18 protein-coding genes are annotated in these 19,037 nt (G+C 40.6%); all 18 read left to right on the forward strand.

Annotated elements, in window-relative coordinates:
• The first annotated feature begins 305 nt into the window (after nucleotides 1–305).
• The 18 genes from metG (at nucleotide 306) to mfd (ending at nucleotide 18,956) form a co-directional block, all read left to right on the forward strand.
• Nucleotides 306–2,306: a methionine--tRNA ligase gene (gene metG / locus BPOF4_RS00230; protein WP_012957058.1), complete on the forward strand. Its 2,001-nt coding sequence runs from the start codon at nucleotides 306–308 to the stop codon at nucleotides 2,304–2,306.
• Nucleotides 2,307–2,391: 85 nt separating this feature from the next.
• Nucleotides 2,392–3,162, forward strand: coding sequence for a TatD family hydrolase (locus tag BPOF4_RS00235; protein ID WP_012957059.1), 771 nt, complete (start codon nucleotides 2,392–2,394; stop codon nucleotides 3,160–3,162).
• 228 nt (nucleotides 3,163–3,390) lie between these two features.
• Entirely contained in the window at nucleotides 3,391–4,656 is a 1,266-nt protein-coding gene (locus BPOF4_RS00240) for a G5 and 3D domain-containing protein (RefSeq protein ID WP_012957060.1), read from the forward strand.
• 116 nt (nucleotides 4,657–4,772) lie between these two features.
• A complete protein-coding gene (gene rnmV, locus BPOF4_RS00245; protein WP_012957061.1) occupies nucleotides 4,773–5,333 on the forward strand; it encodes a ribonuclease M5 in 561 nt (186 codons plus the stop codon).
• Complete coding sequence (gene rsmA / locus BPOF4_RS00250) at nucleotides 5,326–6,234, forward strand: 16S rRNA (adenine(1518)-N(6)/adenine(1519)-N(6))-dimethyltransferase RsmA (RefSeq protein WP_012957062.1); 909 nt, start codon at nucleotides 5,326–5,328, stop codon at nucleotides 6,232–6,234. Before rnmV ends, rsmA begins: the two co-directional genes overlap by 8 nt.
• Nucleotides 6,235–6,283: 49 nt before the next feature.
• On the forward strand, nucleotides 6,284–7,159 hold the full coding sequence (gene yabG / locus BPOF4_RS00255) for a sporulation peptidase YabG (protein WP_012957063.1): 876 nt from the start codon (nucleotides 6,284–6,286) through the stop codon (nucleotides 7,157–7,159).
• 206 nt (nucleotides 7,160–7,365) lie between these two features.
• Nucleotides 7,366–7,629 (forward strand): biofilm formation stimulator Veg, encoded by a 264-nt coding sequence (veg, locus tag BPOF4_RS00260; protein WP_012957064.1) that lies wholly within the window; start codon nucleotides 7,366–7,368, stop codon nucleotides 7,627–7,629.
• Nucleotides 7,630–7,801: 172 nt separating this feature from the next.
• Entirely contained in the window at nucleotides 7,802–7,987 is a 186-nt protein-coding gene (locus BPOF4_RS00265; protein ID WP_012957065.1) for a small, acid-soluble spore protein, alpha/beta type, read from the forward strand.
• A gap of 148 nt (nucleotides 7,988–8,135) precedes the next feature.
• Nucleotides 8,136–8,990: a 4-(cytidine 5'-diphospho)-2-C-methyl-D-erythritol kinase gene (ispE, locus tag BPOF4_RS00270; protein WP_041822527.1), complete on the forward strand. Its 855-nt coding sequence runs from the start codon at nucleotides 8,136–8,138 to the stop codon at nucleotides 8,988–8,990.
• Nucleotides 8,991–9,057: 67 nt separating this feature from the next.
• Nucleotides 9,058–9,909 carry a pur operon repressor gene (gene purR / locus BPOF4_RS00275; protein ID WP_012957068.1) on the forward strand — a complete coding sequence of 284 codons (852 nt, stop codon included), beginning with the start codon at nucleotides 9,058–9,060 and terminating at the stop codon, nucleotides 9,907–9,909.
• Nucleotides 9,906–10,280, forward strand: a complete 375-nt coding sequence (locus tag BPOF4_RS00280; RefSeq protein WP_012957069.1) for a RidA family protein — start codon at nucleotides 9,906–9,908, stop codon at nucleotides 10,278–10,280. The genes purR and BPOF4_RS00280 overlap by 4 nt, the downstream gene beginning before the upstream one ends.
• A 176-nt stretch (nucleotides 10,281–10,456) precedes the next feature.
• Nucleotides 10,457–10,750 carry a septation regulator SpoVG gene (gene spoVG, locus BPOF4_RS00285; protein ID WP_012957070.1) on the forward strand — a complete coding sequence of 98 codons (294 nt, stop codon included), beginning with the start codon at nucleotides 10,457–10,459 and terminating at the stop codon, nucleotides 10,748–10,750.
• A gap of 242 nt (nucleotides 10,751–10,992) precedes the next feature.
• On the forward strand, nucleotides 10,993–12,351 hold the full coding sequence (gene glmU, locus BPOF4_RS00290) for a bifunctional UDP-N-acetylglucosamine diphosphorylase/glucosamine-1-phosphate N-acetyltransferase GlmU (protein WP_012957071.1): 1,359 nt from the start codon (nucleotides 10,993–10,995) through the stop codon (nucleotides 12,349–12,351).
• A 70-nt stretch (nucleotides 12,352–12,421) separates the two neighbouring features.
• Entirely contained in the window at nucleotides 12,422–13,372 is a 951-nt protein-coding gene (locus BPOF4_RS00295; RefSeq protein ID WP_012957072.1) for a ribose-phosphate diphosphokinase, read from the forward strand.
• Between the two features lie 137 nt (nucleotides 13,373–13,509).
• Complete coding sequence (locus BPOF4_RS00300; RefSeq protein WP_012957073.1) at nucleotides 13,510–14,145, forward strand: 50S ribosomal protein L25/general stress protein Ctc; 636 nt, start codon at nucleotides 13,510–13,512, stop codon at nucleotides 14,143–14,145.
• Nucleotides 14,146–14,234: 89 nt separating this feature from the next.
• Complete coding sequence (pth, locus tag BPOF4_RS00305) at nucleotides 14,235–14,792, forward strand: aminoacyl-tRNA hydrolase (RefSeq protein ID WP_012957074.1); 558 nt, start codon at nucleotides 14,235–14,237, stop codon at nucleotides 14,790–14,792.
• A gap of 93 nt (nucleotides 14,793–14,885) precedes the next feature.
• The gene (locus BPOF4_RS00310) at nucleotides 14,886–15,113 is read left to right on the forward strand and encodes an anti-sigma-F factor Fin (RefSeq protein WP_012957075.1); all 228 of its coding nucleotides are present in this window, start codon (nucleotides 14,886–14,888) and stop codon (nucleotides 15,111–15,113) included.
• A gap of 300 nt (nucleotides 15,114–15,413) precedes the next feature.
• Nucleotides 15,414–18,956, forward strand: a complete 3,543-nt coding sequence (mfd, locus tag BPOF4_RS00315; protein WP_012957076.1) for a transcription-repair coupling factor — start codon at nucleotides 15,414–15,416, stop codon at nucleotides 18,954–18,956.
• Nucleotides 18,957–19,037 lie beyond the last annotated feature (81 nt).

The raw sequence follows: 19,037 nt of genomic DNA on the forward strand, positions 1-19,037 counted from the left end.
TGATCCAATGACGGGATAAGTACATGTATGACCTATTTGACAGAGAGCCGGAGGAGCTGAGAACCGGTAGTAGGCTGCATCGAAAATGGTCCTTGAGGAATCATCCTTGAGCAAAGGTATGTGAGGGGATGACGTAGCTGGCGTTAACAGGGAAGTCATAGACTTCATGAGCCTTTCTGCTGTGAAGCGAAAGGGAATGTTGGGTGGTACCACGTGAGATATGCTCTCGTCCCGATTTTAGGATGAGGGCTTTTTGTATTGTTTAAAAAGCCTATTGTTTACTACCAAGTGGGAGGATTCTTTTTATGAGCGAGAACAAAACATTTTATTTAACAACACCAATTTACTACCCAAGTGCAAAATTACATATCGGACATGCCTATACGACCGTTGCAGGGGATGCGATGGCTCGTTATAAGCGATTACGTGGATATGATGTCCGTTATTTAACAGGAACAGATGAGCATGGTCAAAAAATTGAACAAAAAGCAGCTGAAAAGGGTCTGACACCGCAGCAGTTTGTTGATGAGATTGTCGCTGATATTCAGTCATTATGGAAAAAACTCGATATTTCCTATGATGATTTTATTCGTACAACAGAAGACCGTCATAAAAAAGTCGTTCAAACGATCTTTGAACGCTTGCTTGAACAAGGGGATATATATCTAGATGAATATGAAGGCTGGTATTCTATTCCTGATGAAACGTTCTACACAGAGCTTCAGCTTGTAGACCCTATTCGTGATGAAGATGGTAAAATCATTGGCGGAAAAAGCCCTGACAGCGGACATCCGGTAGAGAAAGTCCGTGAACAGTCTTATTTCTTCAAAATGAGCAAGTATGCTGATCGCCTATTGAAGTTTTACGAGGAAAACCCGACGTTTATTCAGCCGGAATCACGTCGTAATGAAATGATTAATAACTTTATCAAGCCCGGACTTGAAGACTTAGCGGTTTCACGTACATCATTTAAATGGGGCGTACAAGTGCCAAGCAACCCTGAGCATGTAGTATACGTATGGATTGACGCTCTTTCTAACTACATTACTGCTCTTGGTTATGGACAAGATAATGATGAGTTCTATCAAAAATATTGGCCGGCAAATGTTCATTTAGTAGGGAAAGAAATTGTTCGCTTCCACACGATTTATTGGCCGATCATGTTAATGGCCCTCGACCTGCCGCTGCCAAAGAAAGTATTTGCTCATGGCTGGCTTCTAATGAAGGACGGCAAGATGTCAAAATCAAAAGGAAATGTCGTTGATCCAGAAACATTAATTGACCGCTACGGCTTAGATGCTCTGCGTTACTACTTATTACGTGAAGTACCTTTTGGTTCTGATGGAGTATTCACGCCAGAAGGGTTTGTTGAGCGAGTGAATTACGACTTAGCGAATGACCTTGGTAACTTGCTAAATCGTACTGTAGCGATGATTAATAAATATTTTGATGGTTCGATTCCAACATATGTGAAAGATGCGACACCATTTGATGCGGATCTCTTAGATCTAGTCAACGCAACGGTTACAAAAGTAGAAAATGCGATGGAAGAAATGGAATTCTCTGTTGCGCTTACAGCGATTTGGCAGCTAGTGAGCCGTACAAATAAATATATTGATGAAACACAACCTTGGATGCTTGCTAAGGACGATTCTAAAAAAGAGGAATTAGGATCTGTCATGTATCATTTAGCAGAATCACTTCGCTATATATCTGTCCTCATTCAGCCATTCTTAACGGAGACGCCGAAGAAGGTTTGGGAGCAGCTTGGTTTAGGAGAAGAAGTGACAACATGGGAATCTCTAAGTGAGTTTGCACAAATTCCAGCTGGCGTTACCGTTCAAAAAGGAAAGCCTATCTTCCCGCGCTTAGAGGTAGCTGAAGAAGTAGCCTATATTGTAGAAAAAATGGGCGGCGCAAAAGCTAGTGAGGAATCAAAAGAAGATAAGAAACAAGAGAAAAAAGAAGAGGTACCTGAAGTCGATGAAATTACAATCGACGACTTTACAAAGGTTGAGCTTCGTGTGGCAGAAGTTTTAGAAGCAGAACCAGTAAAAGGAGCAGACCGACTGCTTAAAATTCAGCTTGATCTCGGATATGAAAAGCGTCAAGTGGTATCAGGTATAGCAAAATATTATTCTCCAGAAGAATTAGTAGGGAAAAAAGTAATTTGTGTGACGAACTTAAAGCCTGTTAAATTGCGCGGAGAACTTTCGCAAGGAATGATCTTAGCTGGTTCAAAAGGGAAAAAACTGCAATTAGCTACGATTGATGGAAGCTTGCCGAATGGGTCGCAAGTAAAGTAATTGAATGAAGTCAAAAGGAGAAGGGTGATGCTTCTCCTTTTGTTATTTATTTTACTAATATAATTTGCTAGGAGGCAGTGTAAAAATGTTATTTGATACACATGTACACTTAAATGCTGATCAGTTTGAAGATGATGTAGAAGAGGTAATCAACCGGGCTAAAGAAGCCGGGGTAAGTGAAATGGTCGTTGTCGGATTTGACGAAAAAACAATTAATCGCGCGCTCGAGTTAATAGAAAAATACGATATGTTATATGCTGCTGTTGGCTGGCACCCTGTTGATGCAATTGATATGAAAGATGAACACTTAGTTTGGCTAGAAGAGCTTGCTGCACATCCGAAAGTCGTCGCACTAGGTGAGATGGGACTAGATTATCATTGGGACAAATCTCCAAAAGAAATTCAAAAAGAGGTATTTAGAAAACAAATTCAGCTGGCGAAGAAGGTTAAGCTGCCGATTGTCATTCATAATCGTGAAGCAGATCAGGATATTGTCGATATTCTTGAAGAAGAAAAGGCAGAAGAAGTCGGCGGTATTATGCATTGTTTTGGGGGAAGTGTGGAGATTGCCGAACGGTGCTTAAAGATGAATTTCTATATTTCACTTGGGGGACCCGTTACTTTTAAAAATGCAAGAAGGCCCAAAGAGGTAGCTAAGCATATCCCGATGGACCGTTTATTAATCGAAACGGATTGTCCGTATCTTGCCCCGCATCCATACAGAGGAAAACGTAATGAGCCGGCGTATGTGAAGCTTGTTGCAGAAGAAATTGCCGGGCTAAAAGAGGTAAATGTGGATGAGGTGGCGAATACAACTCGTGAGAATGCAAAAAGACTTTTTGGCATAAATCGATAGCAGGTTTTGTCGCTATGTGACGGGGCTTGTCTATAAACTTTTTCATTCGTTTTTGTTCTACACGACAAAGGACTCGCATAGAGTGGACGTGTCGAGAAATTAGGGTTTTCTTAGCCGCATTTTTCATGGATAATAAAGTCGATGCGGCAAGATGCCCAAATTTAGTCAGTTGACAAAAAGGAGGTACAGTGTTTATAATTCGGACGTTGAGAAGGAGGAATGGATGACATGGAAGCGAATATACGCAGGTTTCTTCCAGGGAATGGTTCTCTGATGAAACTAGTCATCTCCGTCATAAGTCTCATTCTCTTCGTTGGCGTGGTAATTTACGCTGTATACGAGACGACGAAGGCAACAGTAACGGTTATGGTTGATGAAGAAGAAGTAACCGTTCAAACACATGCATCAACTGTTGCTGAATTGATGATGGAGCAGGAATGGGATGTTAACGAATATGATCATATCGAACCATCGCTTGATACAGAGATTGATGGGAATATGCTTGTAACGTGGCAGCCTGCAAAGCAAGTAGCTATAACAATTGATGGTCAAGAGCAAGACGTGTGGACGACTGCTGATACGATTGAGGAGCTTTTACACGAACTAGATATTGCCTATACAGATCATGATAATATTGAACCAGCAGTTACTACAGAAATTTCAGAGGATTTAGCTGTAAACTATGAATCTGCCTTTCAAGTTGAGCTTACTAGTGACGGTGAACAACAAGAATTTTGGACAACTTCGACGACTGTCGCTGACTTTTTAGAAAGAGAGAATGTTACATTAGGAGAGCTTGACCGAGTCGAACCTGCGTTAGAAGAACGCATAGACGAAGCAACAGACATCCGAGTGATTCGTGTAGAAAAAGTCACCGATGTTGTGGAAGAAACCGTTGCATTTGGGACGGTTACCAAACGAGATGAAGACCTTGAAAATGGAAAAGAAAAAGTAGTGAATGCTGGTGAAGAAGGCCAGGTTAATAAGCATTATGAAGTGGTGCTAGAAGACGGGGAAGAAATTTCTCGTGAGCTAGTTAAAACGGAAACCGTAAAGGAAAGCCAAGATCGTGTAGTTGCAGTAGGTACACGTCCGGCTGCACCTAGTGTTTCGCGTAGTGCAAGCCCTAGCCCTAGCCCTAGTCCAAGTACGAATAACTCATCAGGCGGCCAATCATCAGGCGGATCATCTGAAGCTAGCAGCGGACGCACGATGACTGTGACAGCAACTGCTTATACAGCTTCATGCAGCGGGTGCAGCGGTGTGACAGCAACTGGAATTAATTTGAATAATAATCGTAATATGAAAGTGATTGCTGTTGACCCAAGTGTAATCCCTCTTGGATCTCGTGTTCATGTTGAAGGATACGGGACTGCTGTAGCGGGTGATACAGGCGGTGCAATTAAGGGTAATAAGATTGACGTCCATGTTCCGACGAAAGAAGATGCAAGACGTTGGGGACGTAAGTCAGTTAAAATCACGATTTTAGATTAACATTCGTCTATAGTTCCGTGGATGCACAGAGCGTTATCGTTCTGTGCTTTTTTTTTATGGTAAAACGGTCTACAATATAAAGATCATAGAGAATGAGTGCGTAAAGGAGTTCTTGGATGAAAATTAAAGAAGTTATCGTCGTAGAAGGGCGAGACGATACAGTGGCTGTCAAACGTGCAGTGGATGCAGATACCATTGAAACAAATGGGTCTGCTGTTAATAAATCATGTCTAGAGAGGATTGCACTGGCGAAAGAGCGCAGAGGTGTCATTGTCTTAACCGACCCAGATTACCCTGGCGAGCGGATCAGGAAAATTGTAAGCCAAGCTGTACCTGGCGTAAAGCATGCATTCCTTCCAAAGAAAGAGGCTATATCGAAAAATGGTGATGATTTAGGTGTGGAGAATGCTTCGATTGAGGCGATAAAAGAAGCATTAAAAAATGTGCATGAAACCTACGAGGAGCCGCTTGAGACCATCACCTGGGACGATTTACATGCAGCAGGCTTAATAGGAGGTCCTCTTAGCAAACAGCGCAGAGAGCTTCTAGGGCTGCATTTAAAAATAGGGTATGCTAATGGAAAACAATTACTTAAAAGGCTTCATGCCTTTCATATAACGGAGCAGGAATTTAAAGAGGCATTAATAAAGGTGTATGAGGAGGAAACAAATGAATAACGATCTGACAAATAAAGAGACAGCACATAAAGATATAGCAACACCAAATCGAACAAAAGAAATACTTAAGAAATACGGGTTTAACTTTAAGAAGAGTTTAGGTCAAAACTTTTTGATTGATACGAACGTCTTACGTAATATTGTTGATGCAGCGAATCTCGATGAAACCTCAGGTGCGATTGAAATTGGACCTGGGATCGGAGCGCTTACTGAACAGCTGGCTAAAAGAGTAGATCAAGTCGTAGCGTTTGAGATTGACCAGCGCTTACTGCCTGTTCTAAAAGATACTCTATCGCCATATGATAATGTTCAAATCATTCACTCTGATGTGTTAAAAGCGGATATTAACGAAGCGATCAAGGCCCACTTTAAAGATGGTCAAGACTTAATGGTGGTTGCAAACCTGCCTTATTATGTAACGACGCCGATTTTGATGAAGCTGTTAGAATTAAAGCTTCCTATTCGAGGGATCGTTGTCATGATCCAAGCAGAAGTGGCTGAACGAATTGCAGCAAAGCCAGGTACGAAAGATTATGGTTCTTTATCAATTGCCGCTCAGTACTATGCAGAAGCTGAAAAGGTCTTAACTGTACCTGCCTCTGTCTTTGTACCACAGCCAAGAGTGGACTCAGCTGTTCTTCGTTTAACGATTAGACAGAAGCCGGCGGTCGAAGTTATAGATGAGCAATACTTCTTTAAAGTGTTCCATGCGAGCTTTGCAAACCGCCGTAAAACGATCTTAAATAACTTAGTTCACAACCTGGCTTCTAAAAGCCAAAAAGCTGAAATTGAGCAAGCATTAGCTGAAGCAGACATTGATCCTAAAAGACGTGGCGAAACACTCTCTATTGAAGAGTTTGCAAAACTTAGTGACAGCTTGTATAAAATCCTCCAACCTTAGCACCGTTTTCCCCTTTTTGACATAGTCTGAGTTGAGAGGGGGAAGTGCCGTGAAATTAAAAGTTGGAGATATTGTGGCTCGGCTTTCCTACAATTGCGACTTACTATTTAGAGTACAAAAAATCAGCGGGGATACAGTAGAGCTTGTAGGTGAAGAAATGCGCCTGTGGGCAGATGCCCCCTTAAATGACCTAGTGCTTATTTCAGAAGAGGAACGTACGAAGCGGAGAGAGAAGGCTTTAGAAAAAGAATTAAACTCTTACCGGCTTTTCAGGCAGGATGCTAAGCTGATGAAAGAACGTAATGAATATGAGTCAACATCTGGTTATGAAGCGGAAGCAACCTTTTTTGAGATGCGGGGAAGAGTGCTGCATCTAGACGGTGATCCGCTCTATTTACGTAAATGTACAGATCTTTATGAGAGGCTTGGCGTACCAGTTTACGGGGTGCATGTGCCTGAAAAGGAAATGCCAGCGCAGATAGGCTCTCTTCTTGAAATGGTACAGCCAGATATTTTAGTCGTGACAGGGCACGATGCTTTTTTGAAAGGAAAAGGCGACGAGAATGACCTACGTTCTTACCGGCATACAAAGCAGTTTGCTGAATGCGTGAGGATTGCTAGGAAGCATGTTGCTCATCGCGATGAATTAGTTATTTTCGCAGGAGCATGCCAATCTCATTTTGAAACATTGATCAGGGCAGGGGCTAATTTTGCAAGCTCTCCTGAACGGGTGAATATCCACGCCCTTGACCCTGTTTATATAGCCGCTCGAGTAAGTTTAACCTCTTTTATGGACCGGATTGGTTTGTGGGATGTGCTGCGAAATACAATCACTGGAGAAAAGGGGCTCGGGGGCATTGAAACCCGAGGAGTCATGAGACGAGGAATGCCGACCAAACAAGAGTATCAGCCAGAAGAGGGCTGATACTCTTGTTTTTTATAAGGAAAATATAGAATATGTACATAAAATAAGACAAACTTAGACAAAATAAAGAAGTATAAAAAAATAGTTGCACGGATTTTGTTGAAAGCATTGACAATAGATATGTCCAATTGATATAATTTAAAATTTATTTGACAAAATTAGATAAGCGTGCTATACTACATATAAGAGTGAGGTGGGGTGTAATAATGGGAAAAACGTTGATAGACATTAAGCGTGCACTAGATGCCAATGTTGGTAAACGGATTACAATTAAAGCCAATGGCGGCCGTCGTAAAACGATGGAACGTTCTGGGCTTTTAGAAGAAACATACCCTTCAGTTTTCATCGTGAAATTAGATGAACAACAGAATGCATTTGAACGTGTATCGTATAGTTACGCAGATATCTTAACTGAAACTGTGGAACTTATGTTATGTGATGAGGGTGAAAGTGCCCAAGCCCTTAAGTAAGTCCAACATAGAATCATCATAGATGACATACAGTGACTCCCTAATGCCAGCATTAGGGAGTCATCTTTTTTTATATGCAGCACAAGCTATAACTGTCGTCACAAATGATTGACGGCTTGTTCATTTTATTTGCATTGTTTCGTTAGCGATTTCTTATAAGGAGCTGATTATCGTGAGCAGAAGACGTGGTGTGATGTCTGAGCAATTCAAAGAAGAGCTGGCGCGTGAGCTTGGCTTTTATGATACGGTTCAAAAAGAAGGCTGGGGCGGTATCCGTTCTAGAGATGCTGGAAACATGGTCAAACGAGCAGTAGAGATAGCTGAGAGGCAGTTAGCGGAGCAAGAAGGGTCAAAATAATGGAAATGAAGGCCGGGGCATCTGCCTCGGCTTTTTATACATCTATAATGGGCCCCATTTCTAGTATAAAAATGTCGTTGCTGTGGTATGTTGGATGAACAAGTGATAAAATAACGTAAGCAAATGGATAGTATAGAAGGTGACAATGGTGAAATGTTCAGTTAAAGCTCCTGCGAAGATTAATTTATCATTAGATGCAATTAGAAAAAGAGAAGATGGCTATCACGAAGTAGAAATGATTATGACAACAGTAGACCTTGCTGACCGCATTGATTTGACCTTGACTGAAGACGGAAAAATCAAGGTGGATGTGTCAGAAGGCTTTGTACCTAGCGATCATCGTAATTTAGCTTATCAAGCGGCTTCACTGCTTCAAGAACGTTATCAAGTGAAGCAAGGTGTATCCATTTATATTACGAAGCGAATTCCGGTTGCTGCTGGACTTGCTGGGGGCAGCAGTGACGCTGCGGCAACATTAAAAGGGTTAAATGACCTTTGGGCACTTGGATTAAGTCTAGATGAACTGGCTCGTATCGGTGCAGAAATTGGTTCGGACGTTTCATTTTGTGTATACGGAGGCACAGCATTAGCAACAGGTCGTGGAGAGATCATTACACATATCGAATCACCGCCGCCTTGCTGGGTTATTCTTGCCAAGCCGCCAATCGGGGTATCTACAGCAGATGTTTACAAAAGATTAAAGGTAGAAGAAGTAGAACATGCTAAAACAGAAGAGATGATTAAAGCGATTAAGAATCAAGATTTTAATGGGATCTGTGATCATCTACATAATGTTCTTGAGACGGTCACTCTCGAGATGCATCCGGAAGTCCGCCATATTAAAGAACAGATGCAGCGTTTTGGTGCAGACGGCGTATTAATGAGCGGAAGCGGTCCGACGGTATTTGGCCTAGTGGAAAAAGAATCCAGGCTGCATAGAGTCTATAATGGCTTGCGTGGTTTCTGCAGTGATGTACATGCAGTTCGATTAATTCGCTCCTAGTCTACTTGCTAAAAACCGTACAAAAGTGATATCTTATAAGTAATCATTCGGTTTTAGTGGGGGTATTATGAAAAAATTAAAGCGAAGCGGACGGCTGGTCGATATGACTTACTACATGCTGCAACATCCGCATGAAGTAATATCACTTACGTATTTTGCAGAAAGATATCAATCGGCTAAATCATCGATAAGTGAAGATTTAGTCATTGTCAAAGAAATATTCGAGCAAGAAGGCTATGGCACGCTTTTGACCATTCCAGGTGCAAGCGGCGGTGTGAAGTTCATGCCAAAGGTAGGCAAAGAAGAAGCGAGCCAGATTGTCGATGAAGTCATCGAGCAATTAGCCGTGGCAGACCGTATTTTGCCTGGCGGTTATTTATATTTGATGGATTTATTAGGCAGTCCTCGTTTCATTCGTGATGTCGGGAGACTATTTGCCTCAGTCCTCGCTCACAAAAAAATTGATGCGGTTATGACTGTCGCAACAAAAGGGATTCCGCTTGCATATGCGGTAGCCGAATATTTAGATGTGCCTGTCAGTATCGTAAGGCGGGATCACCGTGTGACGGAAGGATCCATGGTAAGTATCAATTATGTTTCAGGGTCTTCAAAGCGTATTCAGACGATGACACTTGCTAGAAGAAGCTTGGCTCCAGGTTCAAGAGTCTTCATTGTCGATGATTTTATGAAAGCTGGAGGAACAATTCGTGGTATGATGGATTTATTAGAGGAGTTCCAAGCTGAACTGGTTGGTATCGGAGTTTTAGTTGAATCAGAAGAAGTAGAAGAGCGCCTTGTCGATGAATATATGTCGATTACCCGTTTATCCGATGTAAATGTCAAAGAAAAGACGATTGAAGTGGAAGCGGGCAATGTACTTGAAAAACTTGTACCGATTGCAGAGGAGGATTTATCATGAAAGTAGTTCACACAAACAATGCACCAGATGCTATTGGCCCATACTCACAAGGAATTATTGTAAACAATATGTTTTACAGCTCAGGGCAGATTCCGTTGACTGCAGATGGAGACTTGATTAACGGCACAGTGGAAGAACAAACGCATCAAGTATTCAAAAATCTTAAAGCGGTTCTAGAAGAAGCTGGTGCTTCACTTGAGTCTGTAGTAAAAGCAACTGTATTTATTAAAGATATGAATGATTTCCCTCGCATTAACGAGGTATATGGCGAATATTTCAACAATCACAAACCTGCTCGATCTTGCGTAGAGGTTGCGCGTCTTCCAAAAGACGTTCTTGTTGAAATTGAAGTGATTGCTTTAGTTAAATAAGAATCAGACATTTTGAAGACTATGCTCTGTGCATGGTCTTTTTTGTGCAGTGAAATAAATAGGTATAACAGCTAAAATAAAAAGATTATAAATTTTCTTTCTATAAAAGAAGGAAATAGTAATTTTACAGAGAATTGTTATAGCATGAATAATCTACTTTTATAGGTGGTGACAACATGCAGGTAACAGATGTGAGATTACGTCGAGTGAATACAGAAGGCCGGATGCGCGCGATTGCATCCATTACGATTGATCATGAATTTGTCGTTCATGATATCCGTGTAATTGATGGAAACAATGGTTTATTTGTAGCAATGCCAAGTAAACGCACACCTGATGGAGAGTTTAGAGATATTGCTCACCCTATCTCTTCTCGTACACGTGATAAAATTCAAACGGCTGTTCTAAGCGAGTACGAACGAGCTGGAGAATTAGAAGAAGTTGAATATGAGGAAGCTGGTGCTTCGTAGAACCTTCTGAGCCTATCATTTTTGATAGGCTTTTTATTTTTAGTTTAGCTTTTTTATAACAAGGTGATCAGCCTACCATAATTTTTTACTTTGTCGTGGTCTCGTTCCCTCTGCCACGCTGTTAAAGTGAAAAGTTCAAGAAGCTGACATATCCAGTTTGATACAACTGGTGAACAGTCCTTGAAAAGACAGCGGTTTTAGGATATATTCGTAATGGAAAAAGGAACACTTGGGGGGAAACCATGAGTAATCGGTTTGCGGTTATTTTAGCAGCAGGTCAAGGAACGAGAATGAAATCAAAACTTTATAAAGTGCTTCATCCTGTAAATGGAAAGCCAATGGTTCAACATGTCGTTGATCAAGTCTTAGCGCTTGGCTTTGATGAAACAGTCACAATCGTAGGTCACGGAGCAGAAGTAGTACAAGAGCAGCTTGGTGATCAAGTGAAGTATGCTGTCCAAACAGAACAACTTGGAACCGGTCATGCAGTTATGCAAGCAGAAGATATTCTTGCAGATAAAAAAGGGGTTACGGTTGTTTTATGTGGAGATACACCACTTTTAACGTCTGAAACGATTGAGAAGCTTTTAGCTCATCATGAACAAGAAGGGGCTAAAGCATCTATTCTAACAGCTCTAGCAGATGATCCAATGGGTTACGGACGTATCGTTCGCAATAATGAAGGGCTTGTTGAACGAATTGTTGAGCATAAAGATGCGACAGAAGAAGAGAAGAATATTCAAGAAATTAATACAGGAACGTACTGCTTTGACAATGAGGCTTTATTTGCTTCTTTAAAAAATGTCGGAAATGATAACGCTCAAGGCGAGTATTATCTGCCTGATGTAATTGAGATCTTGCAGCAGCAAGGCGAAGTCATTGCGGCTTATCAAACACCTAAGTTTGAGGAAACGCTTGGAGTGAATGATCGAGTTGCTTTAGCACAAGCAGAGAAAATTATGAAGCAACGTACGAATGAACATTGGATGCGCCAAGGGGTAACCCTGATTGATCCAGACCACACGTATATTTCTACAGATGCTACGATCGGTCAAGATACAGTAATTTATCCGGGAACCGTTATTAAAGGTGATGTGACAATTGGATCTGAGTGCGTGATCGGCCCTCATTCTGAGATTAAAGACAGTAAAATTGGAGATCGTACAACGATCCGTCAGTCGGTTGTTCATGACAGTGAGGCAGGGACCGATGTGGCAATTGGACCGTTTGCTCATATCAGACCAAAATCAGAAATCGGCAACGAGGTACGTATCGGAAACTTTGTTGAAGTGAAGAAATCTACACTTGGCAATCGCAGCAAAGCCTCTCATTTAAGTTATATTGGAGATGCTGAGATTGGTGAAGATGTGAATTTCAGCTGTGGTGCCGTAACGGTAAATTATGACGGTAAAAATAAGTTTTTAACAAAGATTGAAGACGGTGCTTTTGTAGGTTGTAACGCCAATTTGATTGCACCAGTTACAGTCGGTAAAAATGCCCTCGTTGCAGCGGGTTCGACAATTACAGATGATGTACCTGGCGAAGCGTTATCGATCGCTCGTGCTCGTCAAACAAATAAAGAAGGTTATCAAAAGAAATAATACGTGTTAAAAGTGCCATGCACAAAACAAGTGAGTGTATTGATACATTATTATCTGGAGGGTATTTATAATGGCTAAATATGGTGATCCAAGCTTAAAGGTTTTTACATTAAACTCAAATAAGGACTTAGCTCATGAAATCTCAGAGCATATCGGAGTTCCTCTTGGGAAAAGTTCTGTAACTCGTTTTAGTGATGGAGAAGTTCAAATTAATATCGAAGAAAGTATTCGCGGCTGCGATGTGTATTTGATTCAATCTACATCAGCTCCAGCAAATGAACATATTATGGAGCTGTTAATTATGATTGATGCAATGAAACGTGCATCAGCTAAAACAATTAATGTTGTGATGCCATACTACGGTTATGCACGTCAAGACCGTAAAGCACGTGCGCGTGAGCCGATCACTGCAAAGCTTGTGGCGAACCTTATTGAAACAGCTGGTGCTACGCGAGTATTAACTCTTGATTTACATGCTACTCAAATTCAAGGCTTCTTCGATATTCCAGTTGATCAGTTAATGGGTGTACCTATTTTAGCCGACTATTTCCAAGAAAAGCAGCTTGATGATATTGTTGTCGTTTCTCCAGATCATGGCGGAGTTGTTCGTGCACGTAAAATGGCTGATCGCTTAAAAGCACCAATTGCTATTATTGATAAACGCCGTCCTAAGCCGAATGTAGCCGAAGTGATGAATATTGTCGGTAACATTGAAGGCAAAACAGCGATTATTATTGACGATATTATTGATACAGCAGGCACAATTACATTAGCTGCTAATGCCTTAGTAGAACACGGTGCAAAAGAAGTGTATGCATGTTGTACGCACCCTGTATTATCAGGCCCTGCTATGGAGCGTATTGATAACTCTAAGATTAAGGAATTAGTAGTTACAAATACAATTCCGTTAGATGAAGATAAGAAGATTGAAAAGGTTACTCCGCTTTCAGTTGCTGCATTAATGGGTGAGGCAATTATCCGTGTTCATGAGCACGCATCAGTAAGTAAGCTATTTGATTAATAGAAAGATTGTACAGCGGAATTTTTTGCAAGTGTAATGCTGTTTAAATGAGATAATTTCATAAAAGCCGTTTTAAATCGATGTAATTAGGGAACAAAGTATATAGACGCAATGGAATCTAATTAGAGGTGATAATGATGGCAACAACATTACAAGCTAATCCACGTACAGACTTAACAGGTTCTGCAACAAGACAGATTCGAAAAGATGGACATGTTCCAGCTATATTATATGGTAATAAGATTGAGAGTAAGCCTGTATATGTAGAAAGTGTAGAATTTTTAAAGACGGTTCGTGAGGTAGGAAAGAATGGATTGTTTTCTTTAAATGTTGATGGAAGCAAACATCAAGTCATGATCCATGATGTACAAATCGATCCGCTTAAAAATGAGTATGTACACGTTGATTTCTTTGAAGTCGATATGAAATCAGAGATTGATGCTGATGTACCTGTACGCTTAACAGGTGAAGCGCCGGGAACAAAAGAAGGCGGCGTGCTTTCTCATTTGCTTTATGATATTTCAGTGAAATGTCTTCCTAATGATATTCCAGAGGAAATCAAAGTTGATGTATCTGGGTTGAATATTGGTGATTCAATTCAGATTACAGACTTACGTGATAAAGTCTCTGTTGATATTACAAATGAAGACGAAGAAACAGTTGTGACAGTCCAGCCTCCTACAGTAGTAGAAGAGACGGATGAAGAAGCTGATTCAAATGAAGAGCCAGAAGTAATTAATCAAGACGATTCTGATTCAGAAAAAGAAGAATAATAAGCGAATAAGATGTTGTTTACGTTTAAAAAGGTATAGCCGCGAGGTTATACCTTTTTAGGGCGTTGCAACTGAAAGGTTGTGACAAGGTGAAAGTAGTCGTGGGGCTTGGTAACCCTGGCGCAAAGTATGCAGGGACTCGTCATAATATTGGTTTTGATATTATTGATTACTGTGCAAAAGAGCTTGGGGTAGAACTAGATCAAGCTAAGTTCAAGGGAGTGTATGGCACAAAGGTAATCAATGGGGAAAAAGTATTCTTCTTAAAACCCCTTACTTACATGAACTTATCTGGAGAGTCGGTAAGGCCTCTCCTTGATTATTTTAATATCGATATTGAGGATTTAGTCGTCATTTACGATGATTTGGATTTGCCGGCTGGAAAGATCCGTCTGCGTCAAAAAGGCAGCGCTGGTGGTCATAACGGTATTAAATCGCTTATCCAACATCTGGGAACCGATAAATTTAAACGAATTCGAGTTGGGATCGATCGACCTAAAAACGGCGAACCTATTGTTAATTACGTATTAGGAACGTATCATCCTGATGAACGAGAAGCAGTGAATGAATCGATAGTACAAGCAGCTAAAGCTGTAGAAGCTTGGACTGAAAAACCTTTTCTAGAGGTAATGAACCAATTTAATTAATTGTCCCATTATGCATGAATGTTTGTGCATAGGCTCCTTATGACATGATCATACTGAAGGTATAAGAGTATGTGAAGTGAGGAGGGGTATTCTATGGCTATTCATTATTATTGCAGACATTGCAAAACGAATATTGGTCAGCTAGAAAGCCACACAGATGCTAGGTCACTTGGTTTTGACCATTTAACGTCTAATGAAAGACAAGATATGTTATCATATCAAACCAATGGAGATCTCTATGTGAACGTAGTGTGTGATGATTGCGAAGAAGCATTAACGAGAAATCCTGATTTTTATGAATTAGATACATTTATTCAATAATAGCAATCAATAATAGCAATTAATATGGGCTGTTATAAGCTTTCAGGAAGTGCTTTGGCAATATGCCAAAGCGTTTTTCTGTTTTGAAATTTTAATAAGTGGCAGGTAAGTGCTATTATAAGTCGAACATAGTTATAAATAAAACGATTATGCGAATTGGTATGCATAGAATTGGTCTGCTTAAATGAAAAATGAAAGTCTGCTAAAGACAAAAAAGTTGATTTGTTTTGTCATACTACTTAAAAAGGCAGAGTAGCAATAAACAAAGTAGAATAGGTGTTGAATAACAGGGGGAACAACATGTTAGGATTGCAAAAGTATTTTCTAGTAAATGATGAGGTTAAAGCGGTTTCATCTAGTGTTGAAGCTGGAATGAAAGAGCAGCTGCTCTCAGGCTTAACAGGTTCTAGCCGGACGCTGTTAATGGCTGCTTTATACAAGGAAACGAAAAAGACGCAAGTAGTCATTACTCATAATCTTTTTCAAGCACAGAAGGTGTATGAGGATTTAATTGACTTAGTAGGAGAAGAGGACGTTCATCTTTATCCAGTTAATGAGCTTATTTCCTCGGAAATTGCCATTGCTAGTCCTGAAATGAAATCACAGCGTTTAGACGTATTAAATAAATTAGTAGCTGGCTTTGAAGGGATTATCATTGTTCCTTTAGCAGGGATAAGAAGGTTGCTGCCTCCAACTTACTTATGGAAGGACAGCCAATTAAATATCTCTGTGGGCCGGGATATCGGCGAGATCCATAATGTGATTACAAAATTGGTTATGATGGGGTTTGAGCGTGTGGATATGGTGTCATCTCCAGGAGAGTTCAGTGTGCGAGGGGGCATTATTGATATTTATCCTTTAACTGAATCAAACCCTATCCGTGTCGAATTATTTGATACTGAAATTGATTCAATCAGAACGTTTCTTATTGAAACGCAACGCTCTGAAAAAGAATTGAAAGAAATCACCATCGGGCCAGCCGAAGAGGTTATTTTACAAGATCAGCATTACCAACACGCAGCTAACAGGCTCCAAGAACAGCTGTCAGCTACCTTAAAGAAAGTAAAAGCTAAACAAACTAAAGAAAAGCTGTCTCAAAATATTTCTTATGAAATTGGTCAGCTCAAACAGCGCTCGAGCTTCCAAGGTATGTATAAATACATGTCTTTTTACTATGAGGTAAAGAGTACGTTACTCTCTTATCTGCCAGATGATGCATTGATTATTATTGATGAGATGAGCCGGGTTAAAGAGATGGCAGACAACTTAGAGAAAGAAGAAGCAGAATGGAGCACGGCCCTCCTAGCGCAGGGAGAGACAGTACATGAAGCAACGATGTCACTAGATGCACTAGAGGGTATGAAAAAGTCTTCTCATTCGATTGTTTATTTATCGTTATTCTTAAAGCACATTCCATCAACGAGCCCAGAAAATGTGGTGAATTTCACGTGTAAATCGATGCAAAACTTTCATGGGCAAATGCAGCTTCTGCAATCAGAAGTAAAGCGCTGGCAAAAATCCGGCTATGCGATTGTATTTTTAGCGGGCACTAAAGAGCGTGCGCAACGACTTGCATTAAACTTAGATGAAGAAGGCATAGACGCTCATGTAGTAGAGAGGGCGACGGAGCTTACTGAAAATACGGTTCACTTAATGGTTGGCCAGTTAAACAGTGGTTTTGAGCTGCCGTCTCATAAGCTTGTCGTCATTACTGAGGAAGAAGTATACGCCAAGCAGAAAAAACGTGTACAGCGTAATAAGCAAAAGTTATCAAATGCAGAGCGTATTAAAAGCTACTCCGAATTAAAGGTCGGAGATTTAGTCGTTCATACGAACCACGGGATCGGTAAATATTTAGGTGTTGAAACGCTTGAAATCAACGGCCTGCACAAAGACTATCTGCACTTGCGTTACGCTGGTGATGATAAACTTTACGTACCTGTTGAGCAAATTGATCAAGTGCAAAAGTATGTAGGGTCAGAAGAAAAAGATCCTAAAATTTATGCACTGGGCGGAAATGACTGGAAGAAAGTGAAGAAGCGAGTTCAATCTTCAGTCGAAGACATAGCGGATGATTTAATTAAATTATATGCTGAACGTGAAGCAAGCAAGGGCTATGCCTACTCAAAAGACGGGGCTGAACAAGCTGATTTTGAAGGGACATTTCCATATCAAGAAACGGAAGATCAAATCAGAGCAGTGGAAGAAATTAAAGAAGATATGGAAAAAGAAAGACCGATGGACCGCCTGCTGTGCGGGGATGTAGGGTATGGGAAGACTGAAGTTGCTATACGAGCTGCTTTTAAAGCCATTATGGATGGCAAACAGGTAGCTATATTAGTTCCTACCACCATTTTAGCTCAGCAGCATTACGAAACGATTAAAGAACGATTTTCTGATTTTCCAATTAATATTGGAGTCCTTAGCCGTTTCCGCTCAAGAAAAGAACAAACAGAGACGCTGAAAGGCTTGAAAGCAGGTTCTGTTGATTTAATCGTTGGTACACACCGTCTGCTTTCAAAAGATATTGTTTTTAAAGATCTCGGTCTTCTAATTGTTGATGAAGAACAGCGCTTTGGGGTCACTCATAAAGAAAAGATTAAACAATTGAAGGCAAATATTGATGTTCTTACATTAACAGCCACACCTATACCGCGTACGCTCCATATGTCCATGCTTGGAGTTCGTGATTTATCCGTTATTGAGACACCGCCTGAGAACCGCTTTCCGGTTCAAACGTATGTGGTCGAATATAATGCCTCGCTTATCAGGGAAGCCATTGAGCGTGAATTAACGCGAGGCGGTCAAGTGTATTTCCTCTACAACAGAGTTGAAGATATTGAGCGGATGACAGAACAGATCTCGATGCTTGTTCCTGATGCAAAAGTGTCGTTTGCCCACGGTCAGATGAATGAACGGGAACTTGAGTCTATTATGCTTGATTTCTTAGAAGGAAACAGCGATGTTCTTGTCACAACCACAATTATTGAAACGGGAGTAGATATCCCAAATGTAAACACGCTGATCATCAATGACGCAGATAAAATGGGACTTTCACAGCTTTATCAAATTAGAGGGCGGGTAGGACGTTCTAACCGAGTTGCTTATGCGTATTTTACGTATCAGCGTGACAAAGTGCTGACTGAGGTCGCTGAAAAAAGACTCCAAGCCATTAAAGAGTTCACAGAACTTGGGTCAGGATTTAAAATTGCCATGCGCGATTTAACGATCCGCGGAGCTGGTAACCTGCTTGGTGCACAGCAGCATGGCTTTATTGAATCGGTCGGGTTTGACTTGTACTCTCAAATGCTTAAAGAAGCGATTGAAGAGCGTAAAGGGGATAAACCGAAAGAGCCTCCATTCCAAGTTGAGATGGATATTAAAGTGGATGCTTATATACCAGAGAGCTATATTCAAGATGCTAAGCAGAAAATTGAAATGTATAAACGATTTAAAGGCTGTGAAACAATAGAAGATCTCGCTGATTTAAAAGATGAAATGTTTGATCGTTTCGGCGAATATCCAAAGCAGGTTGAGTATCTCCTGCGTCTCACAGAAATCAAGCTGCGTGCCACTAAGGAGCGAGTCGAATCGATTGTAGAAGCGAAAAATCAAATCGATATTTTATTCTCGCCTGAAACATCAAAAGAGATGGACGGGGCGATGTTATTTGAAATGGCGCATTCCTTAGGCAGAGAGGTAACTCTTGGTACGTCTGGTGAAAAAATTAAATTTGTCATTAAAACAAAAAATATCGACGATGAAAAGCTAATCAGTAAAGTTGAATCAATCCTGCAAAGCATTCCAAAGAGCAGAAAGCAAACAACAAGTAATACGGTTTAAAAAATGGGTGTGCCCTTACTTTCGATGAAGATGTAAGCAATAGAGGTAAACAAATTCTTGAATTGGTGAATAGTTCTTTTT

Source organism: Alkalihalophilus pseudofirmus OF4, from assembly GCF_000005825.2.
GTDB classification, from domain to species: domain Bacteria; phylum Bacillota; class Bacilli; order Bacillales; family Bacillaceae_D; genus Alkalihalophilus; species Alkalihalophilus pseudofirmus.

Bases quoted from the DNA above. Each gene is read 5' to 3' on its own strand.
- spoVG (WP_012957070.1), top strand. From the start codon at position 10,457: ATGCAGGTAACAGATGTGAGATTACGTCGAGTGAATACAGAAGGCCGG.
- veg (WP_012957064.1), top strand. From the start codon at position 7,366: ATGGGAAAAACGTTGATAGACATTAAGCGTGCACTAGATGCCAATGTT.
- rnmV (WP_012957061.1), top strand. From the start codon at position 4,773: ATGAAAATTAAAGAAGTTATCGTCGTAGAAGGGCGAGACGATACAGTG.
- BPOF4_RS00300 (WP_012957073.1), top strand. From the start codon at position 13,510: ATGGCAACAACATTACAAGCTAATCCACGTACAGACTTAACAGGTTCT.
- glmU (WP_012957071.1), top strand. From the start codon at position 10,993: ATGAGTAATCGGTTTGCGGTTATTTTAGCAGCAGGTCAAGGAACGAGA.
- BPOF4_RS00295 (WP_012957072.1), top strand. From the start codon at position 12,422: ATGGCTAAATATGGTGATCCAAGCTTAAAGGTTTTTACATTAAACTCA.
- mfd (WP_012957076.1), top strand. From the start codon at position 15,414: ATGTTAGGATTGCAAAAGTATTTTCTAGTAAATGATGAGGTTAAAGCG.
- BPOF4_RS00240 (WP_012957060.1), top strand. From the start codon at position 3,391: ATGGAAGCGAATATACGCAGGTTTCTTCCAGGGAATGGTTCTCTGATG.
- BPOF4_RS00310 (WP_012957075.1), top strand. From the start codon at position 14,886: ATGGCTATTCATTATTATTGCAGACATTGCAAAACGAATATTGGTCAG.
- metG (WP_012957058.1), top strand. From the start codon at position 306: ATGAGCGAGAACAAAACATTTTATTTAACAACACCAATTTACTACCCA.
- purR (WP_012957068.1), top strand. From the start codon at position 9,058: ATGAAAAAATTAAAGCGAAGCGGACGGCTGGTCGATATGACTTACTAC.
- rsmA (WP_012957062.1), top strand. From the start codon at position 5,326: ATGAATAACGATCTGACAAATAAAGAGACAGCACATAAAGATATAGCA.
- BPOF4_RS00235 (WP_012957059.1), top strand. From the start codon at position 2,392: ATGTTATTTGATACACATGTACACTTAAATGCTGATCAGTTTGAAGAT.
- BPOF4_RS00280 (WP_012957069.1), top strand. From the start codon at position 9,906: ATGAAAGTAGTTCACACAAACAATGCACCAGATGCTATTGGCCCATAC.